This is a genomic window from Streptomyces sp. XM83C, assembly GCF_023072675.1.
In the GTDB taxonomy this organism is placed as follows: Bacteria; Actinomycetota; Actinomycetes; order Streptomycetales; family Streptomycetaceae; genus Streptomyces; species Streptomyces thermocoprophilus.
In genome coordinates this window covers 7,812-28,739 of sequence record NZ_JALLGL010000045.1, presented here as the reverse complement: position 1 = coordinate 28,739, position 20,928 = coordinate 7,812, and the positions used below count along the sequence as shown (strand labels likewise).

Below are 20,928 nucleotides of genomic sequence, written 5' to 3'. Positions count from 1 at the left end.
ACGAGCCGCAGCCGCAGCCGCAACAGCCGACCGGGGCCGGGGCGGGGTGTCCGCTGCCTGTGCGGTCTTTCCGGCATCGCGGACGGCGTAGTGCCGGAGGCCGTCGCCTCGTAGGCTGCTGTCCATGACCGACGAGTCCGTGCCTGAGCGCGGCGCCGCAGGGGAGCCGCAGCACAGCGCGTCCCGGGTGCCCGACCGCCGTCCGCCCGACGAGCCCGGCCGGGACGCCCCCGACGTCCGGGATCTGCGTGCCTCCGACGCGGACCGGGAGCGGGTCGCCGAGGTGCTGCGTGACGCCCTCGCGGAGGGGCGGCTGGACATGGACGAGTTCGAGGAGCGGCTGGACGCCACGTACAAGGCGCGGACGTACGGTGAGCTGACCCCGCTCACCCGGGATCTGCCGGGCGCGCACACCCCGGCCGTGCGGCTGACCAAGGAGCCTGTCGCGGACGGCGGTTGGGCGGGTCGGATCGTCGGCGGCGAGGGCGGTTCGAGCGGGGCCGTGGCCGTGATGTCCGGGTTCCAGCGCAAGGGGCGCTGGGTGGTGCCGCGCCGCTTCACCTGCTTCACCTTCTGGGGCGGCGGCGAGATCGATCTGCGGGAGGCGGACTTCGCCGCCCGCGAGGTCGAGATCAACTGCGTCGCGATCATGGGCGGGGTGCAGATCGTCGTGCCGCCGGGCGTCGAGGTCGTCGTGCGTGGCATCGGCATCATGGGCGGCTTCGACCAGCGGGAGTCCGGTGTCCGGGGTGACCCGGGCGCCCCTCGGGTCGTCGTGTCCGGCTTCGCCTTCTGGGGCGGGGTGGGGGTGGAGCGCAAGCCGCCCCGCGGGGAGCGGCGGCGGCTGAGGGAGGAGCGGCGCCGGGAGCTGGGCCGCGACGGGGGCAGGCACTGGGAGCACTGAGAGGCGCATCCGTCGCCGGCCCTGTCACAGGCGCGCCGGTACGGACCCTTTCAGATCGTCCAGGTCGAAGATCTCGCCCATCTTGCGGTAGCCCGCGTCGCTGGGGTGCAGGTGGTCGCCGCAGTCGTAGCCCGGCAGCAGCCGCCGCTCGTCGGCGGGGTCGCGCAGCGCGGCGTCGAAGTCGACGACCGCGTCGAACACGCCGCCCGCCCGGATGACGGCGTTGACCTGCTGCCGTACGGTCTCGCGGGCCGGTGTCCAGCTGCGGTAGCCGCCGAACGGCATCAGCGTGGCGCCGACCACGCGCGCGCCGTGGGCGTGGGCCTGCGAGACCAGGGTGCGCAGCCCTGTGAGGATCTCCCCGGCTGTGGGGGTGGTGTCCGGGCGCATGACGTCGTTGACGCCGAGGTCGATCACGACGGCCTTGACGTTCGTGTGGCCGAGGGCGTCGCGGGAGAACCGCTTCAGCCCGCTGAGGTTCTCCGGGGGCCGCCCCAGCCCGTCGGTCAGGACCCGGTTGCCGCTGATCCCGGCGTTGACGACGCCGTAGCGGGGCACGTCCTGCCCGGCGTCGGCGGCCTCGCGCAGCCGGTCGGCGAGGACGTCGGTCCAGCGCCGGTTGGTGCCGGGGGTGGAGGTCATGCCGTCGGTGAGGGAGTCGCCGAGGACGACGACGGTGCCCTCGGCCTGGTTGCTGAGCACGTCCAGCGCGGTGAGGTAGCGCCAGGACGTGGTCCGCCCGGTGAACGCCGTGCCGTCCTCGTCGGCCGCGTGGTCGCCGGCGGCGGTGTAGGAGGTCTGGCGGGCGTACTTGTGGAAGGTGACGGGGCCGCAGGAGCTGGGGGAGTACAGGGTGACGAGGACGTCGCCGTCGGCGGGCACGGATATCCGTACGGCGTCGCTGACCGCCTGTCTCCCCGCGGGTATGACCACGCGCGTGTCGCCGCCGTCGAAGGTGACGCGGCGCAGGGTGCCGGGGTCGGCCGCCGCGGTGCCGTCGCCGGAGGCGACGGCGACGGTGGCGTGGGTGACGACCAGCGGCTGGGTGCCGTACAGGTTGGACAGGGTGATGCGGGCGCTGGTGCCGCCGACGCTGGTGTGGACCACGTTGCGCACGGACTGTCCGGCCGTGCCGGTGCGCTCGGTGCCCGGTTCGGCGCCGGACGGGGAGGCGGCCCAGGTGCCGACCCAGACGCCGGTGGAGGCGGGGGCCGCGGAGTTGTGCGGGCCGCGCCCGTCGGCGAACAGGTCCTGCGAGCCGACCGAGCCGTCTCCGGCGGAGACCCCCACGTACAGCGCGGCGGACAGGCCGACGATCAGAGCGATGATCGCGGACAGCAGAGCACAACCCTGACGCCTGGTCATGCGGTGCGTGTTCTCCTCGGGCCGAGGGAGCCTGAGGCTCCGTGGTCGATCATCCCATGATGCGTCATGGGCGTCGTCCGGTCAGACGTGGGGGAACCCTCCGATTGTTCCGGGAGTTGGCTGTGAAATCGGCCGCGGCGTGTTTCGGGAGGGGGCCGGGAGCCGACTCGGGGGCGGCCGGGAGTCGGTTCGGGACCGGCGTTGAGTCGGTTCGGGGGGCGGCCGGGAATCGGTTCGGGAGCCGGCTGGAGTTGTTCTCGGGGCCGGGCCCAGGCTCGCCGGCTGCTGTTCCGGCCACCGCCCGGCGCCGCGCCCACGCTGCTCCGGCAGCCGCCCAGGTGCCGCCGGGGCTCCCGGGCATCGGGGCCGGGACTTCGGGCATCGGGGGTGTCTCAGGGCCGGGTCAGGGCTGAACCAGGGTCCGGGCACGGGGCGGGAAGCGGCCGGGCGGGGACAATGGTGGCGGGGGGAGCGAGATCGGATGGAGAGGATGGACCCGACGCAGCAGGACGAAAACGCGCAGGTGGACTTGGTGGCGGCCGAGCCGTCCCCTGCCGTCGGCGACCGGGCCGCCGCCCCGCCGTCCGCCACGGCGCAGAGCCGGACAGCGCCCGCCGCGCCCGGCCGGCGCGCGATGACCACCTTCAGCCCCGCCGACGAGGAGAAGCGGCGCGGAGTGCGCCGTATGAAACTCACCGCGACGGGTCTGCTGCTCTTCGTGGCCGCCGTGTACGTGCTCGCCAAGTGGGGGCAGAACTCCGGCGCGGGTGCCTGGGCGGGCTATGTGGCGGCGGCGGCCGAGGCGGGCATGGTCGGTGCGCTCGCCGACTGGTTCGCGGTCACCGCGCTGTTCCGCCACCCGCTGGGCCTGCCCATCCCGCACACCGCGATCATCCCCAACAAGAAGGACCAGCTGGGTGTCTCCCTCGGCGAGTTCGTCGGGGAGAACTTCCTCTCCGAGGACGTCGTACGGCAGCGCCTGCGCGCCGTCGGCACAGGCCGCCGGCTCGGCGCATGGCTCGCCGAGCCCGCCAACGCCGACCGGGTCACCGCCGAGCTGTCGGCCGCGCTGCGCGGCGCGCTGACCGTGCTGCGCGACTCCGATGTGCAGGCGGTCGTCGGAGAGGCCGTCACCCGCCGGGCGAACGCCCGGGAGATAGCCCCCGGCCTCGGCAAGATGCTGGAGAGGATCGTCGCCGACCGGGGTCACACCCGCATCGTCGACCTGATCGTCTCCCGCGCCCATGACTGGCTGGTGCTGCACGCCGACTCGGTGATGGACGCCGTGCAGGGCGGTGCGCCCGGCTGGACCCCGCGTTTCGTGGACCGCAAGGTCGGCGAGCGGGTCTACAAGGAGCTGCTGCGGTTCTGCGCCGAGATGCGGGACATGCCCTCGCATCCGGCGCGCGGCGCCCTGGACCGTTTCCTCACCGACTTCGCCGGCGATCTGCAGTCCGACACGGAGACACGGGCCCGCGTCGAGCGGCTCAAGGGCGAGGTGCTGGGCCGGGGCGAGGTGCAGGACCTGATCGCGTCCGCGTGGACGGCCGTACGGGCGATGATCATGTCCGCGGCCGACGACGAGCGCAGCGAGCTGCGGCTGCGCACCCGGACGTCGCTGCTGACGCTGGGCGCGCGCATGGCCCGCGAGCCGAACATGCAGGAGAAGGTGGACCGGTGGGTCGAGGGCGCCGCCGTGCACGTGGTGACCACGTACCGCAAGGAGATCACCTCGCTGATCACGGACACCGTCGCGAGCTGGGACGCCGAGCACACCACCCGCAAGATCGAGGCGCACATCGGCCGTGATCTGCAGTTCATCCGGATCAACGGCACGGTCGTCGGCTCGCTCGCGGGACTGCTGATCTACACGGTGTCGCGGGCGCTGGGGGCGTAGACCTGCACTTTCGGGGCACCCGTCGGGCGGTTCGCTCGACGAGGAGGGTGCCCATGACCACCGCGGAGGCCGGGACCGGCCGCACCGTCACCACCAACATTCCCGCACGTCTCGACCGGCTGCCGTGGTCGCGCTGGCACTGGACGGTCGTCGTCGGGCTCGGCACCGTGTGGATCCTGGACGGTCTCGAGGTCACGGTGGTCGGCAACATCGCCAGCCGGCTGTCGGAGACGGGCAGCGGCCTGGACATCAGCTCCGGCCAGATCACCGGTATGGCCGCCGCGCTGTATGTGGCGGGCGCGTGTTCCGGCGCCCTGTTCTGGGGGCGGCTGACCGACCGTTACGGCCGCAAGAAGCTCTTCATGATCACCCTGATCGTGTATCTGGGGGCGACGGCGCTGACGGCGTTCTCCTTCGACGCCTGGTGGTTCTTCCTGTTCCGCTTCCTGACGGGCTTCGGCATCGGCGGCGAGTACGCGGCCATCAACTCCGCCATCGACGAGCTGATCCCCGCGAACTACCGGGGACGCGTCGATCTGATCATCAACGGCAGTTTCTGGCTGGGTGCGGTCGCCGGTTCCCTGCTGTCGATCGTCGCGCTGAACACCTCGATCTTCGCCGCGGACGTCGGCTGGCGGCTGACGTTCGCGCTCGGCGCGGTCCTGTCCCTGGTCATCCTTCTCGTACGGCGGCACGTCCCGGAGTCACCGCGCTGGCTGCTGATCCACGGCAAGGACCAGGAGGCGGAGGAGATCGTCTCCTCGATCGAGCAGCGGGTGGAGGCCGAACGGCACGACGAGCGGCTCCCGGAGCCGGAGGGTGAGATCACCATCCACCAGCGGCGCAGCATCACCTTCATGGAGATCGGCCGCACGGTGTTCTCCCGCTACCGCCGCCGCGCGATCCTCGGCTTCTCCCTGTTCATCGGGCAGGCCTTCCTCTACAACGCGATCACGTTCGGTTTCGGCGCGATCCTGACCACGTTCTACGACGTGCCCGCCGACCACACCGGCTACTACTTCGCGGTGATCGCGCTCGGCAACTTCTTCGGCCCGCTGCTGCTGGGCAAGCTGTTCGACACGGTCGGCCGCCGCGTGATGATCTCCTCCACGTATCTGCTGTCCGGAGTGCTGCTGTTCGGCACGGCGTGGCTGTTCGGGCAGGGCGTGCTCAGCGCGGGCACGCTGACGGCCTGCTGGTGCGTGGTGCTGTTCTTCGCCTCCGCCGGCGCGTCCAGCGCGTATCTGACGGTCTCCGAGGTCTTCCCGATGGAGACCAGGGCGATGTCCATCGCGTTCTTCTACGCCCTCGGCACCGCCGCCGGCGGTATCAGCGGCCCGCTGCTGTTCGCGGAGCTGACCGGCACCGGCGAGACCGGCGACACGGTCCTCGCGTTCTGCATCGGCGCGGCGCTGATGTGCGCGGCCGGCCTGGTCGCGGCGGCCCTCGCGGTGCGGGCGGAGCGGCGCTCCCTGGAGGACATCGCGGAGCCGCTGACAGCGGTGCGGCCGGCGTCCGCCGAGGCGTGAGCCCGCCGCCGGGGCCGGGAGGGGCGTGCATGACCACCGGTCACCGTGCTCATGGGCGCCCCCTCTCCCGGTCAGGCGCCGGTGGTGGAGCCGGGCCGCACGATCATCAGCACGGTCACCGTCGCCCACAGCAGATTGAACACACCGGTGACCATGGCGAGCCGCACACTGGCCGCCCGCGTGACCTCCCCGCTGCTCTCGCCGTCGACCGCCTCGATGAGCCTCTCCTGACCCGGCAGGACGAGGACGCCGAGCACGACGGCGGCCAGGGCGGTCAGTACGACGGACGCGATCAGCCAGGCGTCGCCGAGCACGCCCATCTGCCGGGCGGTGGCGAACCCGAACACGGGAACGGCGGCGCCGACGACGGCGTACACCCGGCAGATGCGATGCAGCAGCCGCACGGTCCCCGCCGCACGCACCTCCCCGGGCTCGGCCAGGGCACGGCGGGCGGCGGGCGGGAACATGCTGGCGGCGACGGTGACGGGCCCGACCGCGACGATCGCGGCGAGCACATGCACGGCGAGAAGGAACTTGGTCACGGAGGGAGACGCTAGGCAGCACGTCGATCACACGAAAGCGGCGGGAATGCCAGGGTCCGACGGATTCTCGCCAGGCCGAGACGATGCCCCGGCTGCGGGACAGGCAGAAGGCCTCCATGAAGGCATGGCGGGAATCGGTCACCCACCGGGCTCCTGCCACCGACCCGGGCCGCCTGACCTAGGCTCTCGGCATGCACTCCGTGGCCGTACTGGCGCTGGACGGCGTCATCCCCTTCGACCTGTCGGCCCCGATCGACACCTTCGGCCGGGCGAGGCTGCCGGACGGCAGGGAGCCGTACCGGATCAAGGTCTGCGCGGCACGGGACGAGGTGCCGGCGGGACTGTTCACGATCAGCGCGCCGTACGGCCTGGACGCGCTGGCGGAGGCGGACACGATCATCGTGCCGGGCGTGGCCGACCTGCCGCGGGAGCTGCCGCCCGAGGTGGCGGAGGCGCTGCGCGACGCGGCGGCGAACGGCACACGGATCGCGTCGATCTGCGTCGGCGCGTTCGTGCTGGCGGCGACCGGCCTGCTCGACGGATTGCGGGCGACGACCCACTGGTACGCGGCGGGGGAGCTGGCCGAGCGGTACCCGAAAGTGGAGGTGGACCCGAACGTCCTGTACGTCGACAACGGCCAGTTCCTCACCGCGGCGGGCGCCGCAGCGGCCCTGGACATGTGCCTGCACATGATCCGCCGGGACTACGGCTCCGCGGTCGCCGCGCATGCCGCCCGGATGTCGGTGATGCCGCTGGAGAGGGAGGGCGGCCAGGCCCAGTTCATCGTCCACGACCTGCCGCCGGCGCCCGCGGGCACGGCCCTGGAGCCGCTGCTGGCCTGGCTGGAGGACAACTGCGGGCAGGACCTGACGCTGGCGCGGATGGCGGCGCGGGCCGGCATGAGCACCCGTACGCTGAACCGCCGCTTCCGCGAGCAGACCGGTACGACCCCGCTGCGGTGGCTGCACCGGGCGCGGGTGCGGCGCGCCCAGTACCTGCTGGAGACGACGACGTACCCGGTGGAGCGCATCGCGGCGCAGACGGGTTTCGGCTCGCCGACGGCGTTCCGGGAGCAGTTCAGGCGGGTGGTGGGCACCAGCCCGCAGGCCTACCGCAGGGCGTTCCGCGAGAAGTAGCCACCGGGCCCGCGGTGTCAGCGGGCGCGGTGTCAGCCGTCGCGGCGGTCGGCGACGGCCCAGGAGGCGAGGGCGACGGCACCGGCGACACCGAAGACGGCGGGCCAGGCGCCGACCTTCTTGGCGAGCGGGTGCGACCCGGCGAAGGCGGCGACGTACGCGGCCGTCAGCGCGCCCGCGGCCCTGCCCCCGGCCCGCTGCCGCCACTGCTGCGCCGCGGCGGCGCCCGCGACGGCGAGGACGGCACCGCCGAGCTGCCGCTTCCTCGTCCAGCGGGCGACACCGTACCCGCCGACGAGTCCGCTCGCGGCGACGACTGCGCTGGGAACCTTGGCCATCACGTGCCTCCTGAAGACCTGCGTGGAATGCCCCGAGGCTAACTCCGGCCCCACCCGCACCCCTGAACCTGAGTCGAGGCTTGTCAAGTTTCCTCCTCTGGAGCTATATAAGAAGGCGGTAGCGGCAGCAAGAGCCGCAGGGCGTCGCACTTCGGCAACCGTCTGAAGGAAGGAGTGACCTGTGATGCTCATGCGCACGGACCCGTTCCGTGAACTGGACCGGCTCGCGCAGCAGATGCTCGGAACCACTGCCAGGCCGTCGGCCGTGCCGATGGACGCCTACCGCTCCGGCGACGACTTCCTCGTCCACTTCGACCTGCCCGGCATCGACCCGGAGACGATCGAACTCGACGTGGAACGCAACGTCCTCAACGTGCGGGTCGAACGCAAGTCCCCCGCCCCCGAGGGCACGGACATGCTCGTCGCCGAACGCCCCACAGGCACCTTCACCCGCCAGCTGTTCCTCGGCGACACCCTCGACACGGAACGCATCGACGCCTCCTACGAGGCCGGTGTCCTCACACTCCGCATCCCGGTCGCCGAGCAGGCCAAGCCGCGCCGCATCCACATCACGGGCGGCGACAGCCGCAAGGAGATCACCAGCTGACAGCCCCGGCCGGCCGCCCCGGCGGCCGGGGTGCCCTGCCGCCGCGGGGCACCCGCACACGCACCGGCCGGGAGACCGACGCACGCACCCCGAGGGAGGAGCCGCCATGACCGCGACGACGCCGGGCACCACGGCCCCGCGCACGACGATCCCCCGTACGACCATCCCGAGCACGCCCCTGTCCCGCCCGACGGCACCGACCCCGCGAGCGGCGGAGGACAGCCGCTGGGCGTTGCTGGTGGAGTCGGTCCGTGAGGCGGGCCAGTACCCCACGACACGGGAAGCGGAACGGATCACCCGCATCGTGCTGTCCGCCCTCGGCGGCCAGGTGATCGGCGACGAACGCGTCGCACTCGCCCGCGCCCTCCCCGAGGAGGCGGCCCGGGTCATCGCCTCCCAGATCCCGGCCACCCGCCGCCTCACGGCCCCGGAGTTCGTCGACTCGGTCGCCACCCGCATCGAGGGCGCCACCCCGGCCACGGCCCGCTGGGACGTCAGCTCGGTCCTCAGCGTCCTCCCACCCCTCATCGGCGAAGCCCTGACCACCAGAATCCTCAACGACCTCCCCACCGGGTACGCCCTCCTGTTCGGCCGGGCGGATCTGGCGGCGCGGGGGTGACCCCGAAGGCCACGACGACCGGCAGCCACCGCGGAACCCCGGCGGCTGCCGATGCCGTCAGTGACGTGCCACGTGCTCGAAATAGCCCAGGGCGGGATCGTCCGGGGTGCCCACGAGCAACGCGCGGTCGAGCAGGACGTTGTTGTGCTCGCAACTGGTCTCCGGGAGCATCACGCACGCGTGACAGGCAGCCAGGTTGGCCCCGGAAGTCCCGGAGGCCTCGGCCTCCAGGCACAACGGGTCCGCGGAGCACCACTCGGCGCGGCGCAGGGCCGACCGGAGCGTCTCCGCGAGCCGATCCGGTTCGCCCTGCGCCACCAGACCGCCGAGGCTGCCCTCCGAGTCGCTCGTCGCCGTGTAGACGAGCAGTCCCGCCATGGCGTCGTCGGCGTACAGGCGCTCGCGGAGAGAGGCCGCCGGGTAGCCCGCGTCGAGACTCCACTCGTTGATGAGCACGTGGGCCAGGGTGTGCAGGAGAACCATGCGTGGGGATGCCGGGGACAGGACGGCGCGCGTGGGGTCGCTCGCGCGCTGGTCCAGGATCCGCTGATGGGCCCTCCGCATGCGCTCAGCCCGCCTCGCCACGGCTTCCGTCTTCTCCCAGAGGCCGAGACGTTCCTCGTCGAGCCGCAGGAAGACGCCCTCGCCCCGGACCTCCATGGCCGGCAGCCAGCGCAGAGGCTTCGCGGAGAGCGGCACCTCCGTCGCGTCGCTCGTCGACTCGGCATCGACGAGTCGAGTGAACGCCTTCAGAGCGCGCACCTCACGGAGCTTCTTGACCAGCATCGGTCCGGTGACACCCAACGGTTCGAGCACCCTGCCGTCGCCGAGCGGCGACTCGCAGACGAACTCCTCGTTCCTGGTGTGCTCGCTGTCGTCGTTGCCGGCGCGCAGGCGCTCGTACTCCTTGTTGCGCAGGGCGCGGTACCGGTGGTCGAAGGACGGTGCCGCCTCCCCCTCGGCTTCCTCCTCACGTTCCGCGGCGAGCAGAGTGAGCACATCGTCGAGCGACAGCGGCCATGGCTCGTCGAAGACGGCGTCGAGATACGACTCGATCTGCTTGCGGTCGTCGTACTTCCTCAACTTCTCCCAGTGCCCGGCGAGCGGGTCGGCGCGGCCGCTGCTCCACGGCGGGATCGAGAGCGCCGACTTCACCACCGGCTGCCACACCGAGGACGAGCCCCGCTGCAGCGTGCGCAGAGGCCGTCCGCAGGTCTCGGCCGGGACGGTGCCGCCGAGCCAGGGGCGAGTGCCCCGGCAGGTGAGACCGAGGTCCTTGAGCGCGCTCCTGCGGAACGAACCCTCCATCGAGACCTCGGGCACCTTCCCGCAGGTGCAGGAGACGATGATCGAGCGGAGCGAGGAGGTACGCCCGGACGTGCGCATCATCAGCCGTCCACCGCACTTGCCCGACACCCCCGATCCGCGGTCGGTCGAGCGGTGCACCCACTGCCAGTACGGGAACTCGTCGAGGTGGCCCGCCTCGCAGGCCACGACGAAGCGGGAGGGGACAAGTTCCTTCTCGCACGTACCGCAGACGCTCCGACCGGGCGGGGGAGCGAAGTCCCGGTGCCGTTGCAGTTCGTTGCACTCGGGGCAGGAATGCATCAAGGGGAAACGGCGTACGCGGAGACCGTCCGTGCTGTCCTCGTCGGAGGCCGGGGGCAGCCGGAAGTGATCGACTTCGAGCAGTCGCTCCAGACGCCGTTCGTGGATGCGGGGCGCCTCGCGGTGGTTCCAGCTTCCGTCGGCATCGTCCAGGCCGGAGACGATGAACGACTCGTGGTCGACGGCGATGAGCGAGCCGACACCGTACGTGGTGATCACCTGGGCGCGCCGGACCGCGCCGCGGCGCAGCAGATTGTGGGCGGGCGCGGTGTCCCGCGCCCCTGTCCGGCGGCGTCTCGAAGGCGGCGGGGTCATCGGGTTCCCTCCATGAACAGGGCGGACTCGGCGTCGACGTCGCGCAGGCTCCACAGGGTGGGGTACGCCTCGACGTCCGATGTGTCGTCGAAGGACTTCAGGATCGCGGGTGCCCGGCTGCCCTTCTGCGGTTCGAAGAGCAGCTGGTTGTTGATGTCGGCTTCCTCGAGCCACCAGTCGACGAACTCGTCGAACTCCGTTGCCACCCTGTCCGCCTCGTCCTCGGCGACGCTCTTCGCACGATCCAGCAGCATCTGCCTGATGCGCCCGCGCAGAACGCCTTCGTACTTCTCGACTCGGCCGGCCCCGTCGTTCGGACGTGCCTCGGGGATCAGGATGCGGGCGAGGGCGACGACCACCGCGTGCAGGCCACGCTCGCGGGCGCGGGCGGAGAACGGGGTCACGGACGTCGACTCGACCTCGCGGTAGAGGGCCGAGTGGTAGTGCTGGAAGTTCTCGTAGTGCGAACGGTCCCGGGCACGCGCGGAGTTCAGCATGACGGTGACCAGACCGGGGTGGGCGCGCCCGACGCGGCTCGTCGCCTGGATGTACTCGGCGGTCGTCTGCGGTTGGCCCATCACGGCCATCAGGCCGAGTCGGTCCACGTCCACACCCACAGCGATCATGTTCGTGGCGAGCAGGACGTCCACGGTGTCCTCGTCGGGGAACCGCTTCTCGATGCCCTTGAGCCGTGCGGGGATCTCGCTGGCGTCGACACGGCTGGTCAACTCGGAGTAGTTGGCGATCGGTCGTTCGGCCACGCCCTCGCGGGCGGCGAGGATCTCCAAGTACGCCACGACGTCGTCGTGCACCTGGAGCTCGGCCGCGGACAGCAGACGAAGGCTGTTGAAATAGCCGACAAGGCTCCAGTACGCGTCGCGCACCTTGTCGTCGGTGTCCGCGTGCAGGGCACGGTGCAGCAACGTGGCGTAGGTACGGATCAACAGCGTCGACTGGCTTGTGCCCGGAGCCAGAAGACCCACGTAGCGTCGGCTGGCCTTCTCCTCGCGGGGTGTCTCCACCGCGAACCAGGAGTCGCGTGCGTCCAGCCCGGCGGGCGGGAACTGACGCACCTCGCGGTCGAACAGGTGAAGACCTTGATCGGAGGCCCGGCGGATGGTCGCCGTGGACGCGATCACCTTGGGGCGGCAGGCGAGGGCGTCCACCGCAGTCTCGTACAGGCCGGTGAGCGTCCCCAGCGGCCCCGAGATCAGGTGCAGCTCGTCCTGGACGATCAACTCCGGTGGAGGGGTTGCGTCGTCCGGGTCGTCGAGGTTGAACAGCGCGGAGGTCGCGGGCCGCCACGGCATCGAGGCGAACTTGTCGACGGTGGCGATGACCAGGGTCGGACGGGCGTCGTAGACCGCCTCGTCGACCAGATGGACGGGCAGACCGTCGGCGAACTCGCAGTTCTCACCGGGGCAGCGGACGTGCATCCGCTTGGCGAGGTCGTCGACCTCGTAGTTTCTCGCGTCCAGTCGCGTCCCGCACCAGGGACAGGCATGCAACTGGACCGGGTTCTCGGTGGCGAGGCGCTTGTCGAGGTTCGCGCGCAGTTCGTCGAGTCTGGCCGCGGCATCGGCCAGCGTGTTGGGCGTGGCCGAGCGGCCCACCCACATGCCGATCGAGAAGGGCTCGGCTCCCAGTTCGGGCGTGTCGCGGCGCATGCGCTCCATGGCGCAGAGCAGCGTCGCCGCACGCTCGAACTGCTGGAGGGTGAGCAGACGGAGGGTGTAGCGCATGAGCACGGTGACGCCGCCACCGTTCGGCCCCCTGCGGATCCGGCGCAGGAAGGACGTGAAGGCGATCAGCCCGAGATACGCCTCCGTCTTGCCTCCGCCCGTGGGGAACCACAGAAGATCGGAGATCTTCCGGTCGTCGTGGTCCGGATCGTCGATGCCGGCCAGGCACAGCAGCAGGAACGCGATCTGGAAGGGCCGCCACCGGCCGGCGGAGGGATCGGGGCTGCCGACGCGTCCGCCCTTGACCCATGCGCTGCGGGCGCGCTGGTCGGCCATGGCGCGGTTGGCGAGGCGGAACGCCCGCGTCAGCTCGGGGTCGGCGGCGAGCAGTTCGATGCCCTCGCGGATACGACCGAGTGCCTCTCGACAGGCCCGTACCTGGTTCTGTGCCGGATCGTGGTGGGGGTCGGGCAGAGCGTCCGCCTCGGCCGCCTTCCGCTCGATCCAGTCCTCGTAGCCCTGGGCGAGCGCCCTCAACGCCGCCAGCACCTCGGCGTCGGGCCGTTCGGCGAGGCCGAGCATGGACAGAGCCGAGCTGTCGATCTCCGGGTTGGAGTCGGTCAGCAGCACCTCCACGCTCGGCACGAACTCGGTGCGCACCTCGGTGACGGCGGCCTCGCACACATCCGAGACCCCGACCTGGGGTGGGGCCCAGTCCCACACCGCCGCGCATCCGTGGCCGACGGCGAACGTCGGGGCATGCCGGTGCAGCAGACGGCTCACGGCGATGTCCGGGTCGTGGGCGGCGGACGGAGCGGGGCGTTCGACGATCGCGCTGGAGCCGTCGGCGGCTCGGACCCGCAGCCCGCACTGGAACAGGGCGAACGCGTCCTGAAGGTCCCACTCGCCGACCTTCTGCTTGTTGACCAGCGTCACCGTGACGGCGACGGACTCCCTCCCCGTTCCCGGGTCCCTCTCGGGCCGGCGGACGACGACACGCAGCTGCGCCCTGTGGTCGAGGCCCAGGCGCAGGTCGGAAGCCGGCGTCGTCACGTCCACCGACTGTTCCGGCAGGTCGAGTTCCTGACGGTGCCAGTGCTCCTTCTGATCGGCGGTGGTCCTGGCCTCGGCCCGACGCGCCGGCACCGGGTTGCCCTCGGCGTCGGTCGGCACGTAGATCGCGGCGCGGGTGGAGACGACGATCGTGCCGCAGGCCGGGTCGACCGCGAACGTCAGCCCCATCGACGACGGCCGCCTGTCCCCCGCCGACCCGAGATCGTCGGCGTCCCCGGACTCCTCCGCGGCCCGGCGGGCGAGATGCGGCACGGGATCGGGCTCTTCCTGCTCGGCGGCGTTCTCGACCTTCCGCTCCTTCGTGGCACGCGGATACAGAACTCCCGTCAGATACCGGTCGATCGGCGCGTCCTGGGTGAGGACCTCCGCCCGCTCCTCCGGCGACGCGTCCTCCGCGGGGCCGAACAGCTCACGGCGCAGCCCCACGAGGAGTTCCTCGTCCCGTACCCGATAGTGCTCGGAGTGGCGACCCGCCCCGTTCGTCATGCGCTCTGCTCCTCGTCGTCGTGCGCCCGTCGAAACATGCCGTAGCCGGTGAGCCTCGGCACCACCCACACCCCGCGGTCTCCGAGCCCGGCGTTCGCGCCTGCGGCGGCGCTGCCCGCGACCGTCTCCAGGGTGTCGATCCGCAGGCCGTGGATCTCGTCCGGCCACCACGGGTCCCAGCCGCGATTCACCTTCTGGACCTGGAACAGGCCCTGCCGGAACCGTTCCGACACCTCGCCGATCTCCCGCCCGTCATGGATCAAAACGTACGGCGGGCTCTGGAACTCGCCCATGGGCAGGTCGTGGAGCCGGCGCAGCACCACCTCGTGCCCGGGGGCCACCTTCTCCGTCAGATACGTCTGTGCAGCCGCCGCGTCGTCCCGGTGACCGGGCGGATCGTCCCGGCACACGTCCCACGCCTCGGCGACGATGCCGTACCTGTCGTACGACCGCCACCCACCGATGTACTGCCGGCCACCGCGGCGACCACCGGCCCTGCGGAACAGCGGCAGCTCCGGCGGGTTCATGTGGTACAGGTCGTGACGGGCACGGGTCATCGCCACGTACAGTGCCCGCGCCTCCGCGGGCAGGTCCAGCTCGTCCGGGTGCTGCTTGCGCAGTTCGGCGACGGACGGCGGGGCCAGAACGATCACCCGGTCGAACTCCAGGCCCTTGGCGCGGTGGACGGTCGACACGACGATGCGCGCGGTCTCCGGGTCGGCCGCCTCGTCGGGGAACCTGCCGTCGGCGACGAGGCGACGCAGCCGGTCGAGGTCCAGCGCCGTACGGCCGGGCGAGCGCGTGGCTCGGCGCAGCACCGTCCACAGGGCCGCCGGGTTCGGCTCGTGGCGGAGAGGTATCTCCGCGAGCAGGGACCGGAACCGTTCCTCGGTCAGTCCGGTCGCCTCGGTGCGGCGCAGCAACTCGGCCACCCATGCGGGCACCGGCCGCTCCTCCAGGGGGCGACGCAGTCGGTGTTCGACGCCGTTCTCGTGGAGCAGCCGTGACACGACCAAAGCCTGCCGGTTGTCGCGCGTGAGGACGGCACATGTGTCGTCGAGGTCGCGGAGCCCTTGCAGCGTGTACTCGTCGGTCAGGTCGCCGTGGGCGTTGACCGGGTCGAGGAGCAGGTCGCGCAGTTCCTCGTACAGCTCGCCGGCCTCGTCCGCGTCCCGGATCGTCTGGAGTCTCGGCCCGTGGGTGAGGGCGATCCGGGCTTCCGGGGTGACGGCCCGGAAGTTCTCGGTGAGACGCAGCTCCACCAGGTCGTCGGGGAAGGACGCCCGCAGCCAGTCGAAGAACCGTCCCGTCTCGGCGTTCCGTTCCTCCGCGTCCTCGATCTGGAAGCCGTAGACGGACTGCGCGGCATCGCCCACCACCGTGAAGCCGCAGCTGTCCTGATACCGGTCGAGGAGGGCCTCCACGAGTTCACGGCGGTCGCCCAGGAGGTCCTGCACCTCGTCGATCACCACATGGGAGGGCGGCACGGAGTCGCCGGCCTCCAACGCACCCTTCTCGACGGCCTCGGCCGCGGCGCGGATCCGTTCGTCGAAGGAGGCGTCGGCCCACTCCCCGTCCGGGTACGCCTGCACGAGCACGCCGTAGGCCCACGCGTCGAAGGTCTGGGCCCGCACCCGTCGCGCGTGTTCCCCGTGCCGCGCGATGCGTTCACGCAACTCCCGGGCGGCCGCCCGGGAGAAGGTGAGCACCAGGATCTCCGTGGCCTCCAGCGCCTCGTCCGGGTCTTCGTGTCCGCACAGGGCGTCCAGCCGTCGCACGAGTGTGTGGGTCTTGCCCGCCCCGGCGCCCGCCGTGACCAGCACGCGCGCGTCCCAGGGCTGTTCGACCACGGCCCGCTGCTCGTCGGTGAGCGGGGGGCTGTCGAGGTAGGCGTCGGTCACTTGCGGCTCCAGAGGTGCTCGAACTGGGTGAACGCGAGCTGTGTGTCGAAGTTGGCGATGTTGTCGCTGACGTTAAGGATCAGGCAGGTGTCTTTGCCGCCGTTCTTCGGGCCGCGCAGACCGCGCCCGATCATCTGCTGGTAGACGTTCCTGCTGAAGACCGGCCGCGCCACGACGACCACCCGGGTCGACGGGGCGTCGAACCCCTGGGTCAGAACACCGTAGTTCGTGAGGACCCGGATACGACCGGAGCGGAACTTCTCGACGCGGGTCCGACGGTCCTGGGCACTGGTCGTCGAGTCGACGGCGGCGGACGGGACACCTCGGTCGTTGAGCATGGCCGCCAGATACTTGGCGTGGTCCACCGAGGTCGCGAACAGGAGCGTCGGCCAGTCCTCCGGCAGCTCGGCCACCGAGTCGACGATGCGCCGGCTGCGCGCGTGGTCGTCCGCCAGTCGCTGCTCGGCGGCGCGGGACAGCATCGCCATCCGCTCGGCGTGCGTCTTCTCGTCCTGGCTGAGCTCGATCCGGCCGCCTTCCAGCGTGCGGTGCTCGACCTGGGCGAGCATGCCCCACTTCTGCAGATCGCTGTAGGGGTCTCCGGACGGGAAGACACCCTCGTCGAGGCGCCGGTTGCCGAACCGGCCGATGAGTCGGCGGGTCTCGTCCTCGTTCGTGTTGCGGAACGGTGTGGCCGTCAGGCCCAGCAGATGGCGGCGGGTCTCGTACTGCGTGAGCCCCAGCAGCGCCAGGACCTCCGTGTACCGCGGCGAGATGGCGGTGTGCGCTTCGTCCACGATCACCAGGGAGGCCTCGCGCAGCCACGCGTACTGATCGGTGCCCAGGCACTTCTGCAGCTTGGCGTCGGTGGCGACCACGAGGTGGGGATGGTCGGCGACGTCACCGACCTCGTTGCTGCTCCACAGGCGGCTGATGGTGAGGGGGCGTTCCGCGCCGACCTTGCTCCACACGAACTTCCAGCTCTGCACGGCCTGCTCGCACAATTCCTCGGTCTGCGCGATCCACAGCAGCGGCCCCTTGAGGTCGCCGACACGCTTCACCCAGCGGATGACGGCCTCGGCGGTCACACGCGTCTTGCCGGCGCCGGTGGGCAGGGACAGCATGCCGCGCTGCGGGGCCAGCCGGTCCAGCATGGTGGAGATGTTGCGGACCAGGTCCTCCTGGTAGTCGTGCAGGCTCGGGAAGTCCCGCGGGCCCTCGACCGTCTCGAAGGGCGGAGGTGCGGGGGTGCGGGAGCCCGCGAAGGTGATCGGCAGCCTCAGGTCCGAGACGAACGCGATGGCGGCCGATGAACCCCCGTACGACATGGGGGCGTTGGGGAAGCGTGCCTGGATGTCCCGGGCGTGTTGCTGCAGCACCCCGTCGCCGTGCGCGTTGAACGCCATCTGGGCGATGCGGCGCGAAGAGGGCTCCGTGCCGTCGTTCGCCTGAAGCTCGGCCTCCATCAGCCCCTCGGGCAGGCCCGCCCTGAGCGCGTCCGCGCCGATCAGCAGCTCGATCTTGGTGACCACGTCGTCGGCGTCCCGCACCGCCTGCTGGGCGGCCTTGAGTTCGCTGTCCCGCGCCATGCGCTCCTGGTGTTCCAGTACGGCACGGCAGCCGGCGGGACCGAGACCGAGGCCCAGCTCGCGATCGATGAGCCGCAGCATCGGTTCCGGTTCGAGGGGCGTGCGGACCTTGACGACGCCGTCCTGTCGTACGGCGTCCAGCGGGGAGGCCTGGGCGCCCTTCGTGGGGGTACGGACGACCTCCTCCAGTTCGACGCACCGCTGCACCAGAGTGTTGCGGTTGCCCGTGTTCAGGCGCTGTCGGAGGGCGGGGAACAGCTCCACGAGCGGCACGGGGTCGCCGTCCGGCACCTCGCGGGTCTCCCGGCTGATGACGTCGGCGTAGCGGAGCATGCCCCACTCCTTGGCCATCAGCTCGGCGTCCTCGACGGTGGGGACGAGCAGGGCCGGCACCTGTTCGGCGCGCAGGGCCCGGTACTCGACGTCACCCACGGCGAGGGTGATCTCGTCGTCCGGTCGGGTGTCCCACGTGTCGCCGACACGGCACCGGGTGAGGGAGTCCTCGGGGAAGTCGGCGCCGAACCTGGTCAGCATCACGTAGGTCGTGCCGACGAACACGTCGTCCTCGCTGCGGGACACCTCGTCGAGGAGGCTCTCCCAACGGTCACCGGGCACCTCGTCGACGGTGGAGGGCAGGCGCAGCCTGCGGGCCTTCTCCTGGGTGATGTCGGCGACGGGCAGTACGTCGCGGTAGGCCGAGAGCTCGGGGCCGACGGCCTCCTTGAGCGGCCTGATCCCCTTGGACGTGGCGACGGTGCCGTGCTTGCGCAGCATCCACCGGATCGGGGAGATCACGGCCTGCCGGGTGCTGGTCTGGGCGCCGATCTGCAGGGTCCAGTTGGTGACCACGGCGTCGTCGGGCAGGGCTCTCAGGAAGCGGGCGCGGGACTCCGGGGACAGGGACGTGAAGAGGTGGAGGGGGCCGCCGATCGGGGCGCCCTCGGTCTTGATCCGGTTCAGCGAGGGCCGGGGCGCGCTGTCGGACAGCGTGCGCATGTAGGACGCGTGTACGGCGGCGCGGTACTCCTCGTACCAGCCTTCGCCGTCCGCGGGCTGCACCCCGGAGGAGGGCCGGTCCGACAGGCCGACCTGGGCGAAGAACGGGGTGTCGTCGGAGTGGAAGTCCATGTCGACGGCCACTGACGGGTCGCGCCCGGCGTCGACCACGATTCCGGGCAGCATGCAGTCGTGGATCGGCCGGAAACGGTGGTCGGCGGTGCGCACGCGCAATGTCGAGCGGGGGTCGGGGACCTGCTCCACGACCTTGTGCGCCAGCCGCCGGACGCCGGCGCGCCGGAACAGCTCCCAGAAGCGCAGCCAGTCGGCGTCGGTGTAGTGGGCGAAGCCCTGATCGAGCACGCTGGTGAACCGACCCTCGGCATCGGCCTCCCGGATGCCCAGGATGTTCAGGGCGTGCGCCAGCGAGGGGTCCTGGGCCAGCTCGGCCACCACGTACACCGTGGACTCGCGCAGTCCGTCCTGGTCGGCCCGGCGGAACACTCTGCCGGGCACGGGTGCGACGAGACCGTGTTCCTCGGTGAGCACGATGCGGGCCCTGCGGGCGTCCTCGGCGAGCGGGGACTCCCTCTCGATCATGTCGGCGACGATGCGGATGGCCGCGGCGGACGCCTGCGGGCTGCCGCTCTCGACGAGGGCCTCGAGCCATTCACGGACCTGGGCCCGTTCGTGTCCGGCCGCGCCGAGGATGTGCTCGACCTTTCCGGCGCGCAGAACGTCCGCTTCGGCGCTCGGATGCAGCCAGCCGGTGGGCCGCCCGGGACACTCGTGCCACATCCGGAGCCAACGGCCGGCCTTCCGGGGGTCCTTGTCGAGCCGGGGAGGGATGCGCAGCGTGGTCGGCACGCGCAGTACGCCGTCCTGGTCCGGCAGGGAGGGGCTCCTCCCGGCGTGCGCCCAGATCTCTCGGGTGAGGAACTCGTCGGCCCAGCTGATGGCCTCCTTCACACGGCCGGGGAGCAGAGGCAGGTAGGCGGCGGGGTCCTCGGCGGGGGCGAGTGCGGGGAGGGAGTCGACGACCAGCTGGGCGGACCGGCGGATCATCTCCTGGTTGAAGGGGGAGGAGTCGAGCAGGTTCTGCCGGTCCTCGTTGGTCTTCCAGGCGCCGTTGAGGACGCCGCTCAGCGACATCTCGTACTTGGTCGGGAAGAAGGACCAGAATTTGCCGCGGCCGCGTGCACCCCGGCTCACGTGGAGCCCGCTGTCCGGGTCCTTCACGAGTGCGGGGACGCCCCACGAGAGGTCGAGGGCGATACGGTCGTGCAGCTCGCCGGCGTCGGCACGTGCGGCGGGGCCGGGTTCGTGCGTGACGGTGAAGACGCGCCACTTCTCCGTGGACGCGGCCTTGTCGTTGCGCTCCTCGACCACCGTGTGCAGGTCGCCGGAGCGTTGTGCCGTCAGGACCCGTCGGACAGAGGGGCTTGGCCGGCGGTCCTCGAGCACGACCTTCCCCACGTGCGGGGAGAAGAGCTGGAAGCCGACCGGGAACTCCTCGCGGGGCTCGCCGTGCTCCTTGCCCCGGGTGCCGTGCATGTCACGGCCCAGCCGCTCGTCCGCCCCTTGCAGAAGTGGCAGCCGTACGACCGTGACGGCCCAGCCGAGCAGCTCGTCGAGCACGGGGTCGGCGGCGCGTTCCGCCTGCATGTCGAGGGGGCGGGCCATCCGCAGGACCGGGGCGTCGAATTCGGGCCCGTAGCGGGCCGTGACTCCGGGCACCGCCTTGATCTGCTCGTAGGACCAGGCACGGTTGAAGCCGAAACTCCCCGTGCTGCTGAAGAATTCGGGGGTGTCGGTGACCACGAGGACCGATTTCACGCCCACACCGAATCGTCCGATCTGGCCGCCGCGCTTTTTCGACATGCTCATTCGAAGGATCGTCTCCGCGCCTTCCGGGGTCACCGGGTTCCCTTCGTTGGCGCAGTAGAGATGGGTCTTCGTGAGCACGGCGTGGATACGGCCGCCCGGTTCGTCGGCGATCTCGTCCGCAGCGTTCTGGACCAGTTCGAAAAGCTGACGGTCGCCGTAGCCGCCCTGTGTGATGCGGCGTTCGCCGTTGGCGTGTTCCGCGACGAGGCCGGGGTCCACGGCGTATGTCTGCAGGACGCGAGCGGATTGTTCGAGGACTGTTTCTATCACTGCGGAGGACGATGACGGCACGGCTTTGCTCTCCCGAGTGTCAGGTGCGGACGGGAAGTGTGAAGGGGTGGGCCGGCGGCCCTGTGGGTCGCCGGCCCACGTGGCGTGCTTTCGCGGGCTGTGCACTGGTCGACAGACCCTCGTTTGCCGGACGAGGTCTGTTCACGGGTTCGGACTTGCCCT

Annotated in this window: 13 protein-coding genes; 6 read left to right on the top strand and 7 right to left on the bottom strand. The window is 71.2% G+C overall.

The window, feature by feature from the left end; genetic code table 11:
* Nucleotides 1-187 precede the first annotated feature (187 nt).
* A complete protein-coding gene (locus tag MTQ10_RS08170; protein ID WP_308404550.1) occupies nucleotides 188-904 on the top strand; it encodes a DUF1707 SHOCT-like domain-containing protein in 717 nt (238 codons plus the stop codon).
* 24 nt (nucleotides 905-928) lie between these two features.
* On the opposite strand, the gene MTQ10_RS08165 is transcribed toward MTQ10_RS08170, so the two are convergent.
* The gene (locus tag MTQ10_RS08165) at nucleotides 929-2,269 is read right to left on the bottom strand and encodes an SGNH/GDSL hydrolase family protein (protein ID WP_247463893.1); all 1,341 of its coding nucleotides are present in this window, start codon (nucleotides 2,267-2,269) and stop codon (nucleotides 929-931) included.
* Nucleotides 2,270-2,903: 634 nt separating this feature from the next.
* Here MTQ10_RS08165 and MTQ10_RS08160 point away from each other — a divergent pair.
* Nucleotides 2,904-4,166, top strand: a complete 1,263-nt coding sequence (locus MTQ10_RS08160) for a DUF445 domain-containing protein (protein ID WP_247463905.1) — start codon at nucleotides 2,904-2,906, stop codon at nucleotides 4,164-4,166.
* Between the two features lie 53 nt (nucleotides 4,167-4,219).
* Nucleotides 4,220-5,695, top strand: coding sequence for an MFS transporter (locus tag MTQ10_RS08155; protein ID WP_247463890.1), 1,476 nt, complete (start codon nucleotides 4,220-4,222; stop codon nucleotides 5,693-5,695).
* A 71-nt stretch (nucleotides 5,696-5,766) separates the two neighbouring features.
* Here the strand turns inward: MTQ10_RS08155 and MTQ10_RS08150 are convergent, their stop codons facing one another.
* The gene (locus MTQ10_RS08150) at nucleotides 5,767-6,237 is read right to left on the bottom strand and encodes a DUF2269 family protein (protein WP_247463887.1); all 471 of its coding nucleotides are present in this window, start codon (nucleotides 6,235-6,237) and stop codon (nucleotides 5,767-5,769) included.
* 191 nt (nucleotides 6,238-6,428) lie between these two features.
* Here MTQ10_RS08150 and MTQ10_RS08145 point away from each other — a divergent pair, with 191 nt between their 5' ends.
* Nucleotides 6,429-7,373: a GlxA family transcriptional regulator gene (locus tag MTQ10_RS08145; protein ID WP_247463884.1), complete on the top strand. Its 945-nt coding sequence runs from the start codon at nucleotides 6,429-6,431 to the stop codon at nucleotides 7,371-7,373.
* Between the two features lie 32 nt (nucleotides 7,374-7,405).
* Here MTQ10_RS08145 and MTQ10_RS08140 read toward each other — a convergent pair whose 3' ends face one another.
* On the bottom strand, nucleotides 7,406-7,711 hold the full coding sequence (locus MTQ10_RS08140) for a hypothetical protein (protein WP_247463881.1): 306 nt from the start codon (nucleotides 7,709-7,711) through the stop codon (nucleotides 7,406-7,408).
* Between the two features lie 184 nt (nucleotides 7,712-7,895).
* Here MTQ10_RS08140 and MTQ10_RS08135 point away from each other — a divergent pair, with 184 nt between their 5' ends.
* Nucleotides 7,896-8,318 carry an Hsp20/alpha crystallin family protein gene (locus tag MTQ10_RS08135; protein ID WP_247463878.1) on the top strand — a complete coding sequence of 141 codons (423 nt, stop codon included), beginning with the start codon at nucleotides 7,896-7,898 and terminating at the stop codon, nucleotides 8,316-8,318.
* A gap of 106 nt (nucleotides 8,319-8,424) precedes the next feature.
* Nucleotides 8,425-8,937, top strand: coding sequence for a DUF2267 domain-containing protein (locus tag MTQ10_RS08130; protein WP_247463876.1), 513 nt, complete (start codon nucleotides 8,425-8,427; stop codon nucleotides 8,935-8,937).
* Nucleotides 8,938-8,994: 57 nt separating this feature from the next.
* Here the strand turns inward: MTQ10_RS08130 and drmB are convergent, their stop codons facing one another.
* Genes drmB through MTQ10_RS08110 form a run of 4 tightly spaced genes read right to left on the bottom strand, consistent with a single transcriptional unit; the run spans nucleotide 8,995 to nucleotide 20,766 of the window.
* Nucleotides 8,995-10,860, bottom strand: coding sequence for a DUF1998 domain-containing protein (gene drmB, locus MTQ10_RS08125; RefSeq protein ID WP_247463874.1), 1,866 nt, complete (start codon nucleotides 10,858-10,860; stop codon nucleotides 8,995-8,997).
* Nucleotides 10,857-14,102, bottom strand: coding sequence for a helicase-related protein (locus MTQ10_RS08120; protein ID WP_247463871.1), 3,246 nt, complete (start codon nucleotides 14,100-14,102; stop codon nucleotides 10,857-10,859). Before MTQ10_RS08120 ends, drmB begins: the two co-directional genes overlap by 4 nt.
* On the bottom strand, nucleotides 14,099-16,003 hold the full coding sequence (locus tag MTQ10_RS08115; protein WP_247463868.1) for a UvrD-helicase domain-containing protein: 1,905 nt from the start codon (nucleotides 16,001-16,003) through the stop codon (nucleotides 14,099-14,101). The genes MTQ10_RS08120 and MTQ10_RS08115 overlap by 4 nt, the downstream gene beginning before the upstream one ends.
* A complete protein-coding gene (locus MTQ10_RS08110; RefSeq protein WP_374117581.1) occupies nucleotides 16,000-20,766 on the bottom strand; it encodes a DEAD/DEAH box helicase in 4,767 nt (1,588 codons plus the stop codon). Before MTQ10_RS08110 ends, MTQ10_RS08115 begins: the two co-directional genes overlap by 4 nt.
* Nucleotides 20,767-20,928: the final 162 nt, after the last annotated feature.

Excerpts from the sequence above, each read along its gene's own strand:
- MTQ10_RS08165 (WP_247463893.1), bottom strand. The coding sequence starts at position 2,269 with ATGACCAGGCGTCAGGGTTGTGCTCTGCTGTCCGCGATCATCGCTCTG.
- MTQ10_RS08160 (WP_247463905.1), top strand. The coding sequence starts at position 2,904 with ATGACCACCTTCAGCCCCGCCGACGAGGAGAAGCGGCGCGGAGTGCGC.
- MTQ10_RS08155 (WP_247463890.1), top strand. The coding sequence starts at position 4,220 with ATGACCACCGCGGAGGCCGGGACCGGCCGCACCGTCACCACCAACATT.
- MTQ10_RS08145 (WP_247463884.1), top strand. The coding sequence starts at position 6,429 with ATGCACTCCGTGGCCGTACTGGCGCTGGACGGCGTCATCCCCTTCGAC.
- MTQ10_RS08140 (WP_247463881.1), bottom strand. The coding sequence starts at position 7,711 with ATGGCCAAGGTTCCCAGCGCAGTCGTCGCCGCGAGCGGACTCGTCGGC.
- MTQ10_RS08135 (WP_247463878.1), top strand. The coding sequence starts at position 7,896 with ATGCTCATGCGCACGGACCCGTTCCGTGAACTGGACCGGCTCGCGCAG.
- MTQ10_RS08130 (WP_247463876.1), top strand. The coding sequence starts at position 8,425 with ATGACCGCGACGACGCCGGGCACCACGGCCCCGCGCACGACGATCCCC.
- drmB (WP_247463874.1), bottom strand. The coding sequence starts at position 10,860 with ATGACCCCGCCGCCTTCGAGACGCCGCCGGACAGGGGCGCGGGACACC.
- MTQ10_RS08120 (WP_247463871.1), bottom strand. The coding sequence starts at position 14,102 with ATGACGAACGGGGCGGGTCGCCACTCCGAGCACTATCGGGTACGGGAC.